This window comes from Aeromicrobium endophyticum (assembly GCF_003586285.1).
In the GTDB taxonomy this organism is placed as follows: domain Bacteria; phylum Actinomycetota; class Actinomycetes; order Propionibacteriales; family Nocardioidaceae; genus Aeromicrobium; species Aeromicrobium endophyticum.
Window position 1 is genome coordinate 1,447,300 of sequence record NZ_QUBR01000002.1, and the last position, 16,974, is coordinate 1,464,273.

16 protein-coding genes and 1 riboswitch are annotated in these 16,974 nt (G+C 71.1%); of the genes, 13 read left to right on the top strand and 3 right to left on the bottom strand.

The annotated features are described in order from the left end of the window. Nucleotides 1-14 precede the first annotated feature (14 nt). The gene (locus DX116_RS17570) at nt 15-2,813 is read right to left on the bottom strand and encodes a 5'-nucleotidase C-terminal domain-containing protein (RefSeq protein WP_158592025.1); all 2,799 of its coding nucleotides are present in this window, start codon (nt 2,811-2,813) and stop codon (nt 15-17) included. Between the two features lie 182 nt (nt 2,814-2,995). On the opposite strand from DX116_RS17570, the gene DX116_RS17575 reads away from it, so the two are divergent. Next, nucleotides 2,996-3,574: a uridine kinase family protein gene (locus DX116_RS17575; RefSeq protein WP_119705719.1), complete on the top strand. Its 579-nt coding sequence runs from the start codon at nt 2,996-2,998 to the stop codon at nt 3,572-3,574. A gap of 158 nt (nt 3,575-3,732) precedes the next feature. Next, entirely contained in the window at nt 3,733-6,003 is a 2,271-nt protein-coding gene (lon, locus tag DX116_RS17580; protein WP_233556924.1) for an endopeptidase La, read from the top strand. Nucleotides 6,004-6,102: 99 nt separating this feature from the next. Here the strand turns inward: lon and DX116_RS17585 are convergent, their stop codons facing one another. Next, entirely contained in the window at nt 6,103-7,098 is a 996-nt protein-coding gene (locus DX116_RS17585; RefSeq protein WP_119705475.1) for a 4-hydroxy-3-methylbut-2-enyl diphosphate reductase, read from the bottom strand. A gap of 171 nt (nt 7,099-7,269) precedes the next feature. Continuing rightward, a riboswitch (cyclic di-AMP (ydaO/yuaA leader) is annotated at nt 7,270-7,420 on the top strand. A gap of 11 nt (nt 7,421-7,431) precedes the next feature. Between DX116_RS17585 and DX116_RS17590 the strand changes: the two genes are divergently transcribed. From DX116_RS17590 to DX116_RS17600, 3 genes are read left to right on the top strand one after another with little or no spacing between them, the layout of a single operon-like run. Continuing rightward, on the top strand, nt 7,432-7,932 hold the full coding sequence (locus tag DX116_RS17590) for a C40 family peptidase (RefSeq protein WP_199716116.1): 501 nt from the start codon (nt 7,432-7,434) through the stop codon (nt 7,930-7,932). 35 nt (nt 7,933-7,967) lie between these two features. Further along, entirely contained in the window at nt 7,968-9,224 is a 1,257-nt protein-coding gene (gene xseA, locus DX116_RS17595) for an exodeoxyribonuclease VII large subunit (protein ID WP_119705477.1), read from the top strand. Next, entirely contained in the window at nt 9,217-9,456 is a 240-nt protein-coding gene (locus DX116_RS17600; RefSeq protein WP_119705478.1) for an exodeoxyribonuclease VII small subunit, read from the top strand. Before xseA ends, DX116_RS17600 begins: the two co-directional genes overlap by 8 nt. Here the strand turns inward: DX116_RS17600 and DX116_RS17605 are convergent. Beyond that, nucleotides 9,429-9,953, bottom strand: coding sequence for a DUF4245 domain-containing protein (locus DX116_RS17605; protein ID WP_119705479.1), 525 nt, complete (start codon nt 9,951-9,953; stop codon nt 9,429-9,431). The two genes, DX116_RS17600 and DX116_RS17605, sit on opposite strands and share 28 nt — an antisense overlap. Nucleotides 9,954-10,061: 108 nt before the next feature. Between DX116_RS17605 and glpX the strand changes: the two genes are divergently transcribed. From glpX to DX116_RS17645, 8 genes are read left to right on the top strand one after another with little or no spacing between them, the layout of a single operon-like run. Further along, a complete protein-coding gene (gene glpX / locus DX116_RS17610) occupies nt 10,062-11,069 on the top strand; it encodes a class II fructose-bisphosphatase (protein ID WP_119705480.1) in 1,008 nt (335 codons plus the stop codon). 57 nt (nt 11,070-11,126) lie between these two features. Then, complete coding sequence (locus DX116_RS17615; protein ID WP_119705481.1) at nt 11,127-12,056, top strand: alpha/beta fold hydrolase; 930 nt, start codon at nt 11,127-11,129, stop codon at nt 12,054-12,056. Between the two features lie 2 nt (nt 12,057-12,058). Continuing rightward, nucleotides 12,059-12,694 (top strand): FMN-binding negative transcriptional regulator, encoded by a 636-nt coding sequence (locus DX116_RS17620; protein ID WP_119705482.1) that lies wholly within the window; start codon nt 12,059-12,061, stop codon nt 12,692-12,694. 42 nt (nt 12,695-12,736) lie between these two features. Next, nucleotides 12,737-13,141: a TOBE domain-containing protein gene (locus DX116_RS17625; protein ID WP_119705483.1), complete on the top strand. Its 405-nt coding sequence runs from the start codon at nt 12,737-12,739 to the stop codon at nt 13,139-13,141. Between the two features lie 11 nt (nt 13,142-13,152). Beyond that, nucleotides 13,153-13,926, top strand: coding sequence for a molybdate ABC transporter substrate-binding protein (gene modA / locus DX116_RS17630; RefSeq protein ID WP_233556877.1), 774 nt, complete (start codon nt 13,153-13,155; stop codon nt 13,924-13,926). Nucleotides 13,927-13,935: 9 nt separating this feature from the next. Continuing rightward, the gene (locus tag DX116_RS17635; protein ID WP_119705485.1) at nt 13,936-14,724 is read left to right on the top strand and encodes an ABC transporter permease; all 789 of its coding nucleotides are present in this window, start codon (nt 13,936-13,938) and stop codon (nt 14,722-14,724) included. Next, on the top strand, nt 14,721-15,767 hold the full coding sequence (locus tag DX116_RS17640; protein ID WP_119705486.1) for a sulfate/molybdate ABC transporter ATP-binding protein: 1,047 nt from the start codon (nt 14,721-14,723) through the stop codon (nt 15,765-15,767). The genes DX116_RS17635 and DX116_RS17640 overlap by 4 nt, the downstream gene beginning before the upstream one ends. A 28-nt stretch (nt 15,768-15,795) precedes the next feature. Next, nucleotides 15,796-16,962 carry a redoxin domain-containing protein gene (locus DX116_RS17645; RefSeq protein ID WP_158592027.1) on the top strand — a complete coding sequence of 389 codons (1,167 nt, stop codon included), beginning with the start codon at nt 15,796-15,798 and terminating at the stop codon, nt 16,960-16,962. Nucleotides 16,963-16,974: the final 12 nt, after the last annotated feature.

Here is a 16,974-nt window from a genome sequence, read left to right on the forward strand (position 1 = left end):
CGGATCGCCGGCCCCTACTTCTTGAGGACCTTGACCGTGAAGGTGCTCGAGGACCCGTTGGCCACGCTGTTGCCGGAGTAGCTCGCCGTGACCTTCTTCTTGGCGCCCGAGCTGGTGAACCGGCCGAGACGCACACGGGCCTTGCCGTCGTTGACGGTCGCGCGGTAGCTCTTGCCGCCCTGGCGCAGCGTGACCGTGCCGCCGTCGACGGTGAATCCGTCACCCCTGACCGACACCGTCACGAACGGCTTGGTGCGGTTGCGGACGATCTTGGCGGGACTGACCGAGGCCTTGCGCAGCGACGTGGCGCCCTTGGCGATCGTCGCCGACGTGGTGACGGTCGTCGGATCGAACTTCTCGTCGCCGCCGTAGTACACCTCGAGGCCGTACGAGCCGGGTGCCAGCGCCACGCCGTCGAGCGTGACCCCACCGGCACCGGCGTACAAGAAGCCCAGACCGACCATCCGCCCGTCCTGGGTGACGTAGACCAGGCCGGACGCCTCGGAGTCGGCCGTCAGCCTGATCGTGGTGGCCTTGCCGTAGGTGCCGGACGCCGGCGACGCGGCGATGCCCGAGCTGCCCTTGACGATCTCGATCGTGCCGGCCGCGCTGCTGGACGACGCGGTGTCGTCGTCGCCGGAGTACGACAGCGTGAGTGCCCGCTCTCCGACCGTGAGCTTGCTGGCGTCGACCGAGACGGTGGCCGTGCCACCGGAGAGCGTGCCGGTGCCGACGACGGTGTCGCCGTCCTTGACCGAGACGGTGCCCGACGGAGCTGCCTCGGCCGCGGAGTCGACCACGGCGTCGACCGTGAAGGAGGTGCCGGTGCGAGCCTTGGCCGGCACCGTGCCGGTGACAGTCGACGGGATCTTGATCGCGAAGGGCACCGACGCCGTGGTGCCCGTCGGTGCTGCCGTGACCGACAGCGTCGCCGAGCCCGTGGCTCCCGCCGGCACGTCGAACCCGACGGTCGCCGACCCGTTCGAGACCGGGAACGAGCCCAGCGCGGTGGTCGTGCCGCCGGACGTGAGGGTCGCGGTCACGGTGGTGTTCTTGGGGCTGCCGAGGGAGGTGAGGTCGAGCTTCGGGAACGTCGCGGACACGCGCTCGCCCTGCTCGTAGGCGTCCTCGAGGCCTCGGGTCTCGACGGTGCGCCGTGCGAAGTCGGGCGAGATCGGGCTGTTCTTCTCGAAGTAGGTGATCCACCCGTCACGGTCGACCAGGCCGGTGTCGGTGTTGACGCCCTCCTTGAACGCGCGGAAGTTGTCGCCGCCGGTGGCCAGGAACGAGAACGTGGCGACCTTGTACTGCTGGTCGGCCTGCAGCGGCTTGCCGTCGATCGTCACCGAGGTGACCCGACGACCCTCTGGCCGCGTCGCGTCGTACGTGACGTGGACGTTCTTCGACACACCGAGCTGGAGGTACGGACGTGTCGGGACGTTGCCCGACGCGTCACGCTGCCACTGCTGCTCGAGCACCTTCTTGAGCGACGCACCCGACAGCCGCACCGAGTTGAGGTTGTTGGCGAACGGGAGCACCGAGTTGAGCTCGGCGAACGTCACGACGCCGTCGGTGTTGGTCTGGCTGCCCGCCACGCCCTTGTAGGTGAGGTCCGGCGGACGCAGGCCTCCGGGGTTGACGATGCCGAGGTCGGCACCGGCGGGCTGGCCCGCCACCGTCTCGAGCAGCGCATCGGCGACCAGTCCGCCGGCGGTCGACTCCGACGCGCGGTCCTCGGTGGTGCCGTCGACGAAGGCCCTGGTGATGTCGGCCGTGATCGTGCCCTTGGGCACGCTGCCGACCTTGTCGGCGGCGGTCACGGCGTCGTCGCGGATCGTCTTGACCTCGGCCAGCTCGGGGTAGAGCTTGATCAGGTCGGCGTCGGGCGTCGTCAGCCGTGCGGTGTTCTTGAGCGTGAAGCTCGTGACGTCGCCCGTGTCGGGGTTGACCTTCAGCTTGATCTGGCCGACGTTCTCTCCGTAGTTGCCGGTCTGGATGATCGGCCGGGTCTTGCCCGAGGCACCCGGCACCGGAGCCGAGTAGGCGTACTTCTGGTGCGTGTGGCCCATGAAGATGGCGTCGACGTCGGCCGAGGTGTCCTCGACGAGGTGACGGAACACCATGCTTCCCTCGATGGCCTGCGGCAGGGTGAGGGCACCGTCGGGGGCTCCCTCGTGGAACGAGGCGACCATGACGTCGGGGCGTTGGGCCTCGGGCAGGCCCTTGAGGCGGGTGGCCTCGGCGTTGATGCCCGCGACGGGGTCGCCGAACGTGAGGCCCTCGATACCGGCGGGGCTGACCAGCGCCGGCGTCTCCTGCGTGACCGCGCCGATCACAGCGATCTTGACCCCGTCGATGTCGAAGGTCGCCGAGGCGTCGAGCGCGGCTGACCCGTCGGACTTCTTGACGTTGGCGCCGAGGATCGGGAAGTCCGCCCTCGGGATGACGCGGCCGACCAGGTCGTCGTAGCCCTTGTCGAACTCGTGGTTGCCGGTCGCGGTGGCGTCGAGCCCGACCGAGTTGAGCACGTCGATCGTGGGGTTGTCGTCGTCGACGGCCGAGGTGAACAGGGACGCACCGATGTTGTCGCCGGCCGAGACCAGCAACGAGTTGCCCGGCGCCTCGCCCTCGAGCTGCTTGATCGTGCCTGCCCACTGCACCGTGTTCTCGTCGATGCGACCGTGGAAGTCGTTGATGCCGACCAGGTTGACGGTGACGTCGTCGGCGGCGACGGCCGGGGTGACGGTCAGCAGGGGTGCCCCCAGCAGCGTCGCGGTGGCGACGGCCAGAAGGCGGCGGGACGGTGAGCTCACGCAGGTTACCTCCGAGAATGTCGGAGGCACCGCTCACGGCTCACCCCCGATGGTGTGCCACCTGAGAGAGCTCTCAGGAAGTCGTGAGCACAGCACATCTCGTGATCCGGACGAAGTCAATGCCGTTCGCGAGGACACCATGTGACGAGTCGGTGAAGTTCTGCCACGACTATCCTCGTCCGGTGGCCGCATCCTCGGGAGTCGTGATCGTCGCCGGGCCGTCGGGCTCGGGCAAGTCCCACCTCGCCGCGCGCCTCGGCTGGCCGGTGCTGCGTCTCGACGACTTCTATCGCGACGCCGACGCCCCCGACATGCCGCGGTCGAGCCTCGGCATCGTCGACTGGGACCACCCCGGCTCGTGGGACGCCGTGGCCGCGGTCGGTGCCATCGCCGAGCTGTGCGCGTCCGGCACCGCCGAGGTGCCCGTGTACGACATCGCGACGAGCCGGCGCACGGGGTCGCACGTGCTGGACGTCCCGTCGGGGCGGTTCATCGCCGAGGGCCTGTTCGCGCCCGTCATCGTCGACGCCTGTCGGGAGGCCGGGCTGCTCGACGTGGCCATCTGCCTGCGTCGCCACCGCGTCGTGACGTTCGGGCTGCGGCTGTTCCGCGACCTGCGCGAGGGACGCAAGTCGCCGTGGGTGCTGGTGCGCCGCGGCTGGCGACTGATGCAGGACGAGCCCCGCATCGTCGCCGAGGCCGTCGCGCACGGGTGCGCCCCCGTCACGCCGCGGCAGGCGCGCGCCCGACTGACCGCCTGACGTCCGCTCGTCCGCCCTCAGCGAACAGCACGCAACCGGCGGAACAAGGCCCTCGTCCACCGGGTTGAGCCCATCAGACTCAACTTGGAGGAAGCATCGTGAGCACACTGCAGCAGTTCCCCGTCCTGGCCCTCGAGGACGTCGTCGTCCTGCCGGGCATGGTCGTCCCGATCGAGCTCGACGACGCCGCACGCGCCGCCGTCGACGCCGCACGCACCAGCAACGACGACCGCCTCCTCGTGGCCCCGCGCCTCGAGGACCGCTACGCCACGCACGGCGTCATCGCGACGATCCAGCAGGTCGGCCGGCTCCCCGGCGGCGGGCCCGGGGCCGTGCTGCGCGCCGAGCAGCGCGCTCACATCCAGGGCGGCGTCACGGGTCCCGGTGCTGCGCTCTGGGTCGAGGCCGAGCTCGTCCAGGACGTCGAGCCCACCGAGGACGTCCTCGACCTCGGACGCGACTACAAGGGCCTGCTCGTCACGATCCTGCAGAAGCGCAACGCCTGGCAGGTCATCGACTCGGTGCAGCGGCTGACCGACCCCGGCCAGCTCGCCGACACCGCCGGCTACGCCTCGTACCTCGAGAACGAGCAGAAGCGTCAGCTGCTCGAGACCGAGGACGTCGGCGAGCGCCTGACCCTGCTGATCGGCTGGGCCCGCGACTACCTCGCCGAGGCCGACGTCAACGAGAAGATCTCGGAGTCGGTGCAGGAGAGCATCGACAAGAACCAGCGCGAGTTCGTGCTGCGCCAGCAGCTCGCCGCGATCCGCAAGGAGCTCGGCGACGACGAGCCCGAGGACACCAAGGACTACCGCGAGCGCGTCGAGGAGGCCGATCTGCCCGACGACGTCCGCAAGGCCGCGCTGCGCGAGGTCGGCAAGCTCGAGCGCGGCAGCGACCAGAACCCCGAGGCGGGCTACATCCGCACGTGGCTCGACACGGTGCTCGAGCTGCCGTGGGGCGTGACGACCGACGACAGCGCCGACATCGCGGCCGCCCGTGCCGTGCTCGACGCCGACCACCACGGCCTCGACGACGTCAAGGACCGCATCGTGGAGTACCTGGCCGTCCGGGCCCGGCGCAGCGAGCGCGGCATGGAGGTCGTCGGCGGTCGTGGATCGGGCGCCGTCATGGCCCTGGTCGGCCCTCCCGGCGTCGGCAAGACGTCGCTCGGCGAGAGCGTCGCCCGCGCGCTCGGGCGCAATTTCGTCCGCGTCGCCCTGGGCGGCGTGCGCGACGAGGCCGAGATCCGCGGCCACCGTCGCACGTACGTCGGCGCGCTGCCCGGACGCCTGGTGCGCGCGATCGGCGAGGCCGGCTCGATGAACCCGGTCGTGCTGCTCGACGAGATCGACAAGGTCGGCGCCGACTACCGCGGCGACCCCGCGGCCGCCCTGCTCGAGGTGCTCGACCCGGCGCAGAACCACACCTTCCGCGACCACTACCTCGATCTCGACCTCGACCTGTCCGACGTGCTGTTCCTCGCGACGGCCAACGTCGTCGAGCAGATCCCCGAGGCCCTGCTCGACCGCATGGAGCTCGTCCAGCTCGACGGCTACACCGAGGACGACAAGGTGCAGATCGCGAAGAAGTACCTGGCACCCCGCCAGCTCGAGCGCGCTGCGCTGACCGCCGACGAGGTCACGGTCACCGACGAGGCCCTGCGCCAGATCGCCGCGTCGTACACCCGTGAGGCGGGCGTGCGGCAGATGGAGCGCCTGCTGGCCAAGGTGTTCCGCAAGGTCACCACCAGGCTCGCCGATCCCGAGGTCGCCCGGCCCGTCGTGGTGGACGAGTCCACCCTCGTCGACTTCGTCGGACGTCCCCGGTTCATCCCCGAGGTCGAGGAGCGCACGGCGGTGCCGGGCGTCTCGACGGGTCTCGCGGTGACGGGCCTCGGCGGCGACGTGCTGTTCATCGAGGCCAGCGCCTACGACGGCGAGCGCAACCTGGCGATCACGGGGCAGCTCGGCGACGTCATGAAGGAGTCGGCACACATCGCGCTGACGTACGTCCGCTCGCACGCCGCCGAGATCGGCATCGACCCGGCGACGCTCGAGCGGTCGATCCACCTGCACGTGCCGGCGGGCGCCGTGCCCAAGGACGGCCCCTCCGCGGGCGTCACGATGGTCACGGCACTCACGTCGCTGGCGCTCGGCCGCAACGTACGGGCCGACGTGGGCATGACCGGTGAGGTGACCCTCAACGGCCGGGTGCTGCCGATCGGCGGCGTCAAGCAGAAGCTCATGGCAGCGCAGCGTGCCGGGCTGAAGACCGTCTTCATCCCCGCCCGCAACGAGGTCGACCTCGCCGACGTGCCGGGCGAGGTGCTGGCCGAGCTGGACGTGCGTCCGGTCGCCGACGTCGCCGACATCTTGGCCTACGCCCTCGAGGACGCGACGACCGACGAAATGCGCCTCGCCGGCTGACGTGTCGCGCCACGCACGAGCGAGCCCCGAGACCAACCAGGTCTCGGGGCTCGTTGCGCGTTGCTCGTCCGATCGGTCCGTTGCTCGATCGGCGAGGGCCTACTTGTACGGGACGCCGGCGGCCTTCATGTCCTTGCGCAGCTCGGGGGGCAGCGCGAAGATCAGGCTCTCGTCGGCCGTGCGGACGGCGTCGGCATCGGGGTGGCCGTGCTCGCTGAGGTACCCCAGCACGTCCTGCACGAGGTCGTCGGGCACCGAGGCGCCCGACGTGACGCCGACCTTCTCGACGCCGACGAGCCACGCCTCGTCGATCTCGGAGATGTCGTCGATGCGGTAGGACGCCTTGGCGCCGGCCTCGAGGGCGACCTCGACCAGACGCACGGAGTTGGACGAGTTGGCCGAGCCCACGACGATCACCAGGTCGGCGTCCTTGGCGATCTCCTTGACCGCGACCTGACGGTTCTGGGTGGCGTAGCAGATGTCGTCACTCGGCGGGTCCTCGAGCTGGGGAAACTTCTCGCGCAGGCGCCTGACGGTCTCCATCGTCTCGTCGACGCTCAGCGTGGTCTGCGACAGCCACGACAGCCGCGCGCCCTCGGGGAACTCGAGGTCGTCGACGTCGTCGGGCGTCTGCACGATCGTGATGTCGTCGGGCGCCTCTCCGGCGGTGCCCTCGACCTCTTCGTGGCCGATGTGCCCGATCAGCAGGATGTGCTTGCCCTCGCTCGCGAAGCGCTTGGCCTCGTGATGGACCTTCGTGACCAGCGGGCAGGTGGCGTCGATGGTCTTGAGGCTGCGCTCGGCGGCCTCGGCATGCACCATCGGCGAGACGCCGTGGGCCGAGAACACGACGGTGGCCCCCTCGGGGACCTCGTCCAGCTCTTCGACGAACACGGCGCCACGGGCCGCCAGGTTGTTGACGACGTGCTTGTTGTGCACGATCTGCTTGCGCACGTAGACCGGCGCCCCGTAGAGGTCCAGCGCCTTCTCGACCGTGATGACGGCCCGGTCGACGCCTGCGCAGTAGCCGCGCGGGTCGGCGAGCAGCACGCTGCCGCCGACGGAGGGCATGCCGAGAGTGACCTGGGAGGACATGGTTGCCATGGTAGGCGATGGGGCCATGGCGGCCCGAAACTGCCAAAGGTCCTGGGACCGCAGGGCGATCAACCTCACACCACCCGGGCGCGCATGATTCGACATCGGTCTGTAACGTTCTGCGGCGTTGGCCTCACCAGGCCGGCACTGCGTACGCGCCGAGGCCCGTCACGTCCGCAGTCACCGAAACAATCGCGACGGGCATGGAAGACCCAGCAGTGCGACTCCCACGGAGTCTTGGGGTTAATCGGCACCAACCGACAGGCATCCTTCGCGCCTGAACCCGACAGGTCATCTTTCACAGGCGTGCACGAAGGAACCCCTCTTATGCGCATGTACGCACGCGTTTCTGCGAGCCTCTTTGCAGGCTCGGCCCTCGTCCTGACCGGCCTCTCGGCTCCGGCCCTGGCTGACGACTCGGTCAAGGTCAAGACCACGACGGTCGATCGCTCGGACAAGATCATCGACCAGGCCAAGAAGCTCAAGGGCAAGCCGTACCGCTACGGCGGCGCGACGCCCAGCGGCTTCGACTGCTCCGGCTACGTCCAGTACGTCTACAAGGAAGCCGGCAAGAAGATCGGCCGCACGTCGGGAGCACAGCTCTCGGGCAAGAGCGTCCCGAAGAGCAAGAAGAAGCCCGGCGACATCTTGATCTTCATGCACGGCAGCACCGCCTACCACTCGGCGATCTACGCCGGTGACGGCAAGATGTGGGAAGCCCAGAAGACCGGCGTCCCGGTCGGCAAGCACGGCATCTGGTCGGACGGCTACGTCGTCCGTCGCCCCGCCGGTGGGCTGACGGTCTCGACCGCCACGGCCGGCCTGGCCAACTAGTCCGGGGCCATGCCCCTGGCCCCTAGGCTGGGGGCATGGCTCTCGACACCAGTGCGGACTCCCCCGCACCACTGCGACAGATCTCGCAGCTGCTCGACGGCTACATCGGCCGCCTCGGCGCCGTCTGGGTCGAGGCCGAGATCGCCCAGCTGACCCGCAGGCAGGGCATCTGCTTCCTGACCCTGCGCGACCTCGGCGCCAAGATCTCGATCGACGCCAAGTGCCACGTGAGCATCCTCGACGCGTCGCCGATCCCCGTGACCGAGGGCTCGCGCGTCGTGGTGCACGCCAAGCCCGCCTTCTACGCGCCGCGCGGCAGCCTCTCGCTCGACCTGCGCGAGATCCGTCCGCAGGGCGAGGGCGAGCTGTTGGCCCAGCTCGAGCGGCGGCGACAGCTGCTGGCCGCCGAGGGCCTGTTCGACCCCCGCCTCAAGAAGCCGTTGCCCCTGCTGCCCCGCGGCATCGGCCTGATCACCGGACGCGCCTCCGCTGCCGAGCGCGACATCCTCGAGAACGCGCGGCTGCGCTGGCCCGACGTCCGCTTCGTCGTGCGCCACGCCCTGATGCAGGGCAACGACTCCGCCCGCGACGTCATGACCGCGCTCGCGGAGCTGTCGGCCGACCGGTCGATCGACCTGATCGTCATCGCCCGCGGCGGCGGATCGGTCGAGGACCTGCTGCCGTTCTCCGACGAGGCCCTCGTCCGCGCCGTCCACGCCTGCACGCTGCCGGTCGTCAGTGCCATCGGTCACGAGCCCGACACCCCGATCCTCGACCTGGTGGCCGATCTGCGGGCGTCCACCCCGACCGACGCCGCCAAGCGCATCGTCCCCGACGTCCGCGAAGAGCTCGCCGGTGTCGCGATGATGCGCGAGCGCGCCTCGGTGGCGATCCGCTCGATCCTCGATCGTGAGGTCCGCGGGCTCGACGACATCCGCTCGCGCCCGGTGCTGTCGCAGCCGTCGACGCTCGTCGACGCCCAGCAGTCGCTCGTGCACGACTGGCGCGACCGCTCCCGTCGCTCGTTGGGCCACCGGCTCGACCGCGCGGGCGACGAGATCGTCCACCACCTGGCCCGCGTGCGGGGGCTGTCGCCCTTGGCGACGCTCGAGCGCGGCTACGGCGTCGCCCAGCTGCCCGGCGGCACCGTCGTCACGTCGGTGCGCCAGGTCGCCGTCGGCGACGAGCTGACCATCCGCGTCGCCGACGGCACCGTCGCCACCCGGGTCGTCACCACGGCGACCGCCGAGACCACGTCGACCACCGACCCCACCGAGGACTCCCATGCCTGACGCCACGACCACCCCCGAGACACCCGAGATCCCCTACGAGCAGGCCCGCGACGAGCTCATCGCCGTCGTCGCCCGCCTCGAGCAGGGCGGCACGAGCCTCGACGAGTCGCTGACGCTGTGGGAGCGCGGCGAGCACCTGGCCGGCATCTGCCAGCAGTGGCTGGACGGCGCGCGGGCTCGCCTCGCCGCGGCGACCGCGGCCGGTCAGGACGTCGACAGCGACGCGATGTAGCCCTCGAGCACCCGGCGCGACGCCGAGGTGTTGAGCAGCGTCGTGAGACCGTCCTCGTCGCGGACGTACGTGAGTCGTCCGTCCGGGCCCGTGCGGACGTCCCAGGTCTGCCCCGCGACGTCGGCGGTGCCGGCGCTCTTGCTGTCGGCGGCGAACCGGTCGATCGCGCGCGCCGGGGTCGACTTGAGCTGCTCGAGGCCGACGTAGTCGTCGGAATCGGTCAGCACCCCGAGGTGCCAGCCGTTCTCCTGGAAGCGGGCGGACGTGGCCCGCCATCCCTTCGGCAGGTCGGCGGGAGCCAGCAGCGGGAACGTCGCCGCGGGCCGGGCCTGCGCGACGACCGAGGCGTAGTCGATCGGCTTGACCGTCGCCTCGGGCTTGGCGGTGAACAGCTGACCGATGCCGTAGAGACCCACGATGACGGCCCCGATCACGACGACCGATCGGATGATGTCGCCGATCGCGGGATTGCCGCGAGACGATCCGGTCGAGCTCATGCCAGTACGTCCTCACCTCGTCGGCGCCCGGGCGACGCTGCGAGGCCACTTTACGGTGCCGACCTTCGGGGTGTCCCTGCCGCAGCACCCGACCGCTAGGCTGACCCCGTGGACAGCCTCAAGCCCGCCGCCCAGGCGCCCGACCGCAACCTCGCCCTCGACCTGGTCCGCGTGACCGAGGCAGGAGCCATGGCCGCCGGCCGGTGGGTCGGTCGCGGTGACAAGAACGGCGCCGACGGCGTCGCGGTCAACGCCATGCGCTCGCTCATCAACACCGTGCAGATGAGCGGAGTCGTCGTGATCGGCGAGGGCGAGAAGGACGAGGCCCCGATGCTGTTCAACGGCGAAGAGGTCGGCGACGGCACCGGGCCGGCCTGCGACGTCGCGGTCGACCCGATCGACGGCACCACGCTGACCGCCAAGAGCCTGCCCAACGCCGTCTCGGTCATGGCCGTCGCGCCGCGTGGCTCGATGTACGACCCGTCGGCCGTGTTCTACATGGAGAAGCTCATCGCCGGGCCCGAGGCCGCCGACGTGGTCGACATCCGCCTGCCGGTCGCCGAGAACATCGCCCTCGTCGCCAAGGCCAAGGGCATCTCGCACAGCGACGTCACGGTGTGCGTGCTCGACCGTCCGCGCCACGCCGGCCTGGTCGACGAGATCCGCGCGGCCGGCGCCCGCATCAAGTTCATCATCGACGGCGACGTCGCCGGCGGCATCACCGCGGCCCGTCCCGACACCGGCGTCGACCTGCTGGTCGGCATCGGCGGCACTCCCGAGGGCATCATCACGGCGTGCGCGATCAAGGCCATCGGCGGCACGATCCAGGGCAAGCTGTGGCCCGTCGACGACGACGAGCGCCAGCGGGCCATCGACGCCGGTCACGACCTCGACCGCGTGCTGCACACGGGCGACCTGGTCGACGCCGACGACTGCTTCTTCGTGGCGACCGGCATCACCGACGGCGAGCTGATGAACGGCGTGCGCTACGGCGCCGGCAAGGCCTACACCGAGTCGCTGGTCATGCGCTCGCGCAGCGGCACGATCCGCAAGATCACCAGCGAGCACCAGCTCGGCAAGCTCAAGGCCTACTCCGCCATCGACTACGAGCGCTGACGCCCCTCACGCCCGCACGGGCGGCAACCGGTCCTGCCGGGTCGTACGATCGAGGACATGCCAGTCACGATCTCCGACGAGCTCTTCGCCTCGCTGCCGTCCGGCATCGACATCTGCCACCAGACGTTCGGCGAGCCCACTGATCCCACGATCCTGCTGATCATGGGGCTCGGCGGGCCCATGGGCTGGTGGTCGACGCCGTTCTGCGAGCAGCTGGCCGAGCGCGGCTTCTTCGTCATCCGCTACGACAACCGCGACACCGGCCGGTCGACCAAGCTGCGTCAGCACCAGGTCGGCCGCGGCGCGATCGTGCGGGCGTTCACCGGCCTGCCGGTCGTCGGACGGGTGCGGGCGCCCTACTCGCTGAGCGACATGGCGGGCGACGCCACGGGCCTGCTCGACCACCTCGGCATCGAGCGCGCGCACGTCGTGGGCGTCTCGATGGGCGGCATGATCGCCCAGACCATCGCGATCGAGCACCCCGGCCGTGCGCTCAGCCTGACGTCGATCATGTCGACGACCGGACGCCGCACGGTCGGGTTCCAGCACCCCAAGGTGCTGCCGGTGATGCTGTCGTCGGCCGGACGCACACGCGACTCGTACGTCGCCCGCTCGCTCAAGGGCTCGAAGGTCATCGGCTCCCCCGCGTTCCCGTCCGACGACGTCATGGCCCGCGACCGTGCCTACGAGACCTACGACCGCGGATGGACCGCGAGCGGGGTGACCCGGCAGATGCTCGCCGTGCTCACGCAGGGCGACCGCACCCAGGCGCTGGGCGAGCTCGAGCTGCCGGCCCTCGTGATCCACGGCCTCAACGACCCCCTGGTGCACAAGTCGGGCGGCAAGGCGACGGCCGACGCGATCCCCGGCGCCGAGCACCTCGAGATCGCCGGCATGGCCCACGACATGCCGGCCCAGCTCTACTCCACCTACATCGATGCCATCGTGCGCACCGCGGCGCGCGTCACCACGGCCGACGGCGCCTGACGGTGCGGCACAACCCGCAGCACGCGACGACCGACGAGCAGACCGTCCGGCGCATCATCGCCGACCACCCGTGGGCCCTGCTGGTCAGCCAGCGCGACGGCGTGCCCGTGGCCTCGCACTACCCGGTCCTGCTCGACGACTCGACCGACGAGCTCGCCCTCGTCACCCACGTCGGGCGACCCGACGACCGGCTGCACGACTTCGAGGACGGTGAGGTGCTCGTGGTGTTCCAAGGAGCGCACGGCTACGTCTCGCCGAGCTGGTACGAGCCGGGCACGAGCGTGGCGCCCACCTGGAACTTCACCGCCGTCCACTGCTGGGGCGTCCCGCAGGTGCTCGACGCCGACGAGAACCTCGCCGTCCTGACCCGGCTCACGGCGCACTTCGAGCAGCACGTCGACGAGCCGATGTGGCTCGACCCCGTCGCTGCCGCCCCACTGGCCCGCGGCACCGTCGGGCTGCGCATCCCGGTCGCGCGGTTCACCTGCAAGGTCAAGATGAGCCAGGACAAGCCGCCGGCGTCGGTGCAGAGCGTCATCGACCACCTGCGGGCGCCTGGCCCCTACCGGCAGCCCGAGCTGGCGGACGACATGGAGCGTGCCCGCACCACGCGGATCAAAGACGCATCTGCGGGCTGACTGGCTCAGCAGTGCCGCAGGTGATGATCTAGAGTCGGATCCATGACGCATGTCCGGATCTCCGATGCTGCTCGCTTCCTCGGCGTCAGTGACGACACCGTCCGACGTTGGATCAGCGCCGGATCGCTCACCTCCACCACCGACGCGTCCGGCCGCATGGCCGTCGAGGGGCGCGAGCTGGCGGCGTTCTCGCAGCAGCAGGCCCGCGCCGCCGCCGACACGTCGGGCACCTCCAGCTCGGCGCGCAACCGCTTCGTGGGACTCGTCACCGCGGTCAAGACCGACACCGTCATGGCGCAGGTCGAGCTGCAGTGCGGACCGTTCCGCGTCGTGTCGCTGATGAGCAGCGAGGCCGTCGACGAGCTGGGGCTCGAGCCCGGTTCCGTTGCCGTGGCCGTCATCAAGTCCACCAACGTCATCGTCGAGTCCCTGGAGGGCCACTCATGAGAAGTATCGTCGTGTCAGCCGCATCCATCCTTCTGCTCGCGACCACGACGGCGTGCGGGACGTCCGACGACAACGGCTCAGATGACGCCGCCACCTCGTCCGCGCCGCAGGACACGAGCATCACGGTCTTCGCCGCGGCTTCGCTCAAGAGCTCGTTCACCGAGCTCGGCTCGGCCTTCGAGAAGGCCAATCCCGGCGTCACCGTGACCTTCAACTTCGCCGGCTCCTCCGACCTCGTGGCTCAGATCCAGCAGGGCGCACCGGCCGACGTGTTCGCGTCCGCCGACACCACGAACATGGACAAGGCGACCGCCGACGACCTCGTCGCCGGGTCTCCCACCGATGTCGCGACCAACACCCTCGAGATCGCGACCCCACCGGGCAACCCCGCCGGCGTCGACTCGATCGACGACCTGGCCGACCCCGATGTCAAGGTCGTGCTGTGCGCCCCCGAGGTGCCGTGCGGTGCCGCGGCGGCCGGTGTGGAGAAGGCGGCAGGCATCAGCATCTCGCCGGTCAGCGAGGAGCAGTCCGTCACCGACGTGCTGGGCAAGGTCGTCTCGGGCGAGGCCGACGCCGGGCTGGTGTACGTCACCGACGTCAAGGCCGCGGGCGACAAGGTCCGCGGCGTCACCTTCCCCGAGTCGTCCCGCGTGGTCAACACCTACCCGATCGCCGCGCTCACCGGCAGCAAGCACCCGGACGTCGCGAAGGCGTTCGCCGACTTCGTCGCCGGCGACCAGGGCCAGGCCGTCCTGGCCGCCGCAGGCTTCGGCGCGCCGTAGGGTCGGGTCATGGCCTCCGCGCGCACGTCAGGGCTGCCGCGCTGGGTCCTCGTCCCAGCGGCGGCAGGCGCGCTGTTCATCGTCCTGCCGCTCGTCGCCCTGGCGTCGCGCGTGCAGTGGGGCAGCTTCTGGTCGCTCGTCACGTCCGACTCGTCCCGCGAGGCGTTGCTGCTGAGCCTGCGGACGTCCGGCACGGCGACGGTGCTGTGCGTCGTCCTGGGCGTGCCGATGGCGCTGGTGCTGGCCCGGACGTCCTTTCGCGGGCAGGCGCTCATCCGCTCGCTGGTGCTGCTGCCGCTGGTGCTGCCGCCCGTCGTCGGCGGCATCGCACTGCTCTACACCTTCGGCCGCCAGGGGCTGCTCGGCGAGACGATCGACGTGCTCGGCCTGCAGATCGCCTTCTCGACCACCGCCGTCGTCATCGCGCAGACGTTCGTGTCGCTGCCGTTCCTCGTGGTCAGCCTGGAGGGCACGCTGCGCACCGCCGGGCAGCGGTACGAGGTCGTCGCCTCGACGCTGGGTGCGCGGCCCACGACCGTCCTGCGACGCGTCACCCTCCCCCTCGTGCTGCCCGGGCTGGCCGCGGGTGCGGTGCTGTCGTTCGCGCGCGCCCTGGGCGAGTTCGGCGCCACGATCACCTTCGCCGGCAGCCTCGAGGGCGTCACCCGCACCCTGCCGCTCGAGATCTACCTGCAGCGCGAGACCGATCCCGATGCCGCCGTGGCCCTCTCGCTGGTGCTGGTCGTCGTCGCGGTGCTGGTCATCGGCCTGGTGCGGGGCAGGAGCAACGCGCTGTGAGCCTGCACCTGACCGCCACCGTGGCCGACCGCGACGTCGACGTCTCGTTCGACGTCGCCGACGGCTGCACCGTTGCTCTGCTGGGGCCCAACGGCTCGGGCAAGTCGACGGTGCTGTCGGTCGTGGCCGGCATCCTGCGCCCCGACGCGGGTCGGGCGACGCTCGACGGCGCGACGCTGTTCGACCTCGCCGGCGGCACGTGGACGCCGCCGCACCAGCGCGGCACCGGCCTGCTCGCCCAGGACGCCCTGCTGTTCCCCCACCTGGACGTGCTCGACAACGTCGCCTTCGGCCCACGGAGCACCGGTGCGAGTCGCGCCCGCGCCCGCGACACGGCCATGACCTGGCTGCGGCAGGTCGACGCCGCCGACCTGGCCGACCGTCGACCGTCCGCGCTGTCGGGCGGCCAGGCCCAACGGGTGGCGATCGCACGGGCGCTCGCGGCGGAGCCGCGGCTGATGCTGCTCGACGAGCCGATGGCCGCGCTCGACGTCACGGTGGTCCCCGCGATGCGCCAGACCCTCCGTCGGGTGCTCGACGGCCGCACTGCCGTCATCGTCACCCACGACGTGCTCGACGCGCTGCTCCTGGCCGACCACGTCGTGGTGATGGACGGCGGCCGCATCGTCGAGCAGGGCGCGACCCGCGACATCCTCGCCCGTCCGCGCAGCACCTTCGCCGCCGGCATCGCCGGGCTCAACCTCGTCCGCGGCCGTGCCGAGGGCTCCGGTGTCCGCACGCCCGGCGGCCTGCTCGTGGCCGGCATGCCTGACGACGAGACCGTGCACGAGGGCGTCACCGCGGTCGGGGTGTTCTCGCCGGCTGCTGTCAGCGTGCACCTCGAGCGGCCCGGCGGCAGCCCCCGCAACGTCTACGCGGCCACGGTCCGCGAGCTCGAGCCACGCGGGTCGCAGGTGCGCGTCCGCACCGACGAGCTGGCGGCCGACGTGACGGTACCGGTCGTCGCCGAGCTCGGCCTCGCGCCCGGTGTCGAGGTCTTCCTCGCCGTGAAGGCCAGCGAGGTCGCGATCTACTCGGCGTGATGGCCGTCCCGGGGTCATGCTTGACCCCGTGCCCACGCCCCGCGAGCTGCTCGAGAGGTTTCGACGGTCTCGCCGCGCCCTCGTGCTGGCCGCCGTCGTCGTGGCCATGGTCGTCGCCACCGTCGCCGACGTCCCCGGTCGCCTCTCGGCCCTCGCCCCCTCCTACGCGCCGGCCGAGCCCACGGCACGACCGTCGCCGACCGCCACCGTCGGTGCCGGAGGGCTCAGCAGCCTGACGACGTCCGTCAACGAGCAGCTCGACCGCTGCACCCCCGGACGCGCGCAGCTGGCGCGGTGCGGGCAGGCCCCGCCGCTCGGTCGAGGGACGTGGCTGGGCACTCCGGGCGGCGCGCCCGTGAGCCTGGACGACCTTCGGGGCTCCGTCGTGCTCGTCGAGATCTTCTCGGCCTCGTGCATCGCCTGTCGTCGCGCCGCCCGCTACCTCACGGCGTGGCAGACGCGCTACCGCGACGCCGGCCTGCGTGTCGTCGGCGTCCACTCGCCGCAGTTCTCGTTCGAGACGGACGAGCAGCAGCTCGCGGCCACGCTCGACGAGCTCGGGATCACCTTCCCGGTGCTGCAGGACGAGGGGTTCGCGACCCTGACCGACTACCGGAGCCGGGTGGTGCCGGCCTCCTACCTCGTCGATGCCGGCGGGACGGTGCGGGCCATCTCGTTCGGCGAGGGTGGCCACCGGCGGGTCGAGCGGCAGGTCCGCGCCCTGCTCGGGGAGCGCGATCCGCGGGCCGACCTGCCCGGTCCGGTCGGCACGTTGGACGACGGGCAGGACGCCGAGCCCGGCACGACCCCGCAGATCGACCTGGCCGACGCGAAGGGCCGGCGGGTCGACGGGGAGTCGGACGAGGCCGTCGGCGACGACACCCGCTTCCGCCTCCCCTCGGGCCAGCCCGAGGGGACCTTCAGCCTCGGGGGCGTGTGGCGCACTCGCACCGAGCAGCTGACGCCCCGCGCGGGCGCCGTCGCGCGGGTCGCCTACCGCGGTCGCGCGGCGTACCAGCTGGTGTCGGGCGACGGCACGCTGACCGTCACGACGTCCGCCGGCCTGACCCGGCGCGTCCAGGTGCGCGGGCGCGCTCGTCTCCTGCCGGTGCACACCTCACGGACGTCCGGGCCCGAGACGCTCACGATCCGCTACGAGGGCGACCTGGAGGTCTACGCCTTCTCGTTCGGGTGAGGCGCGGCCGAC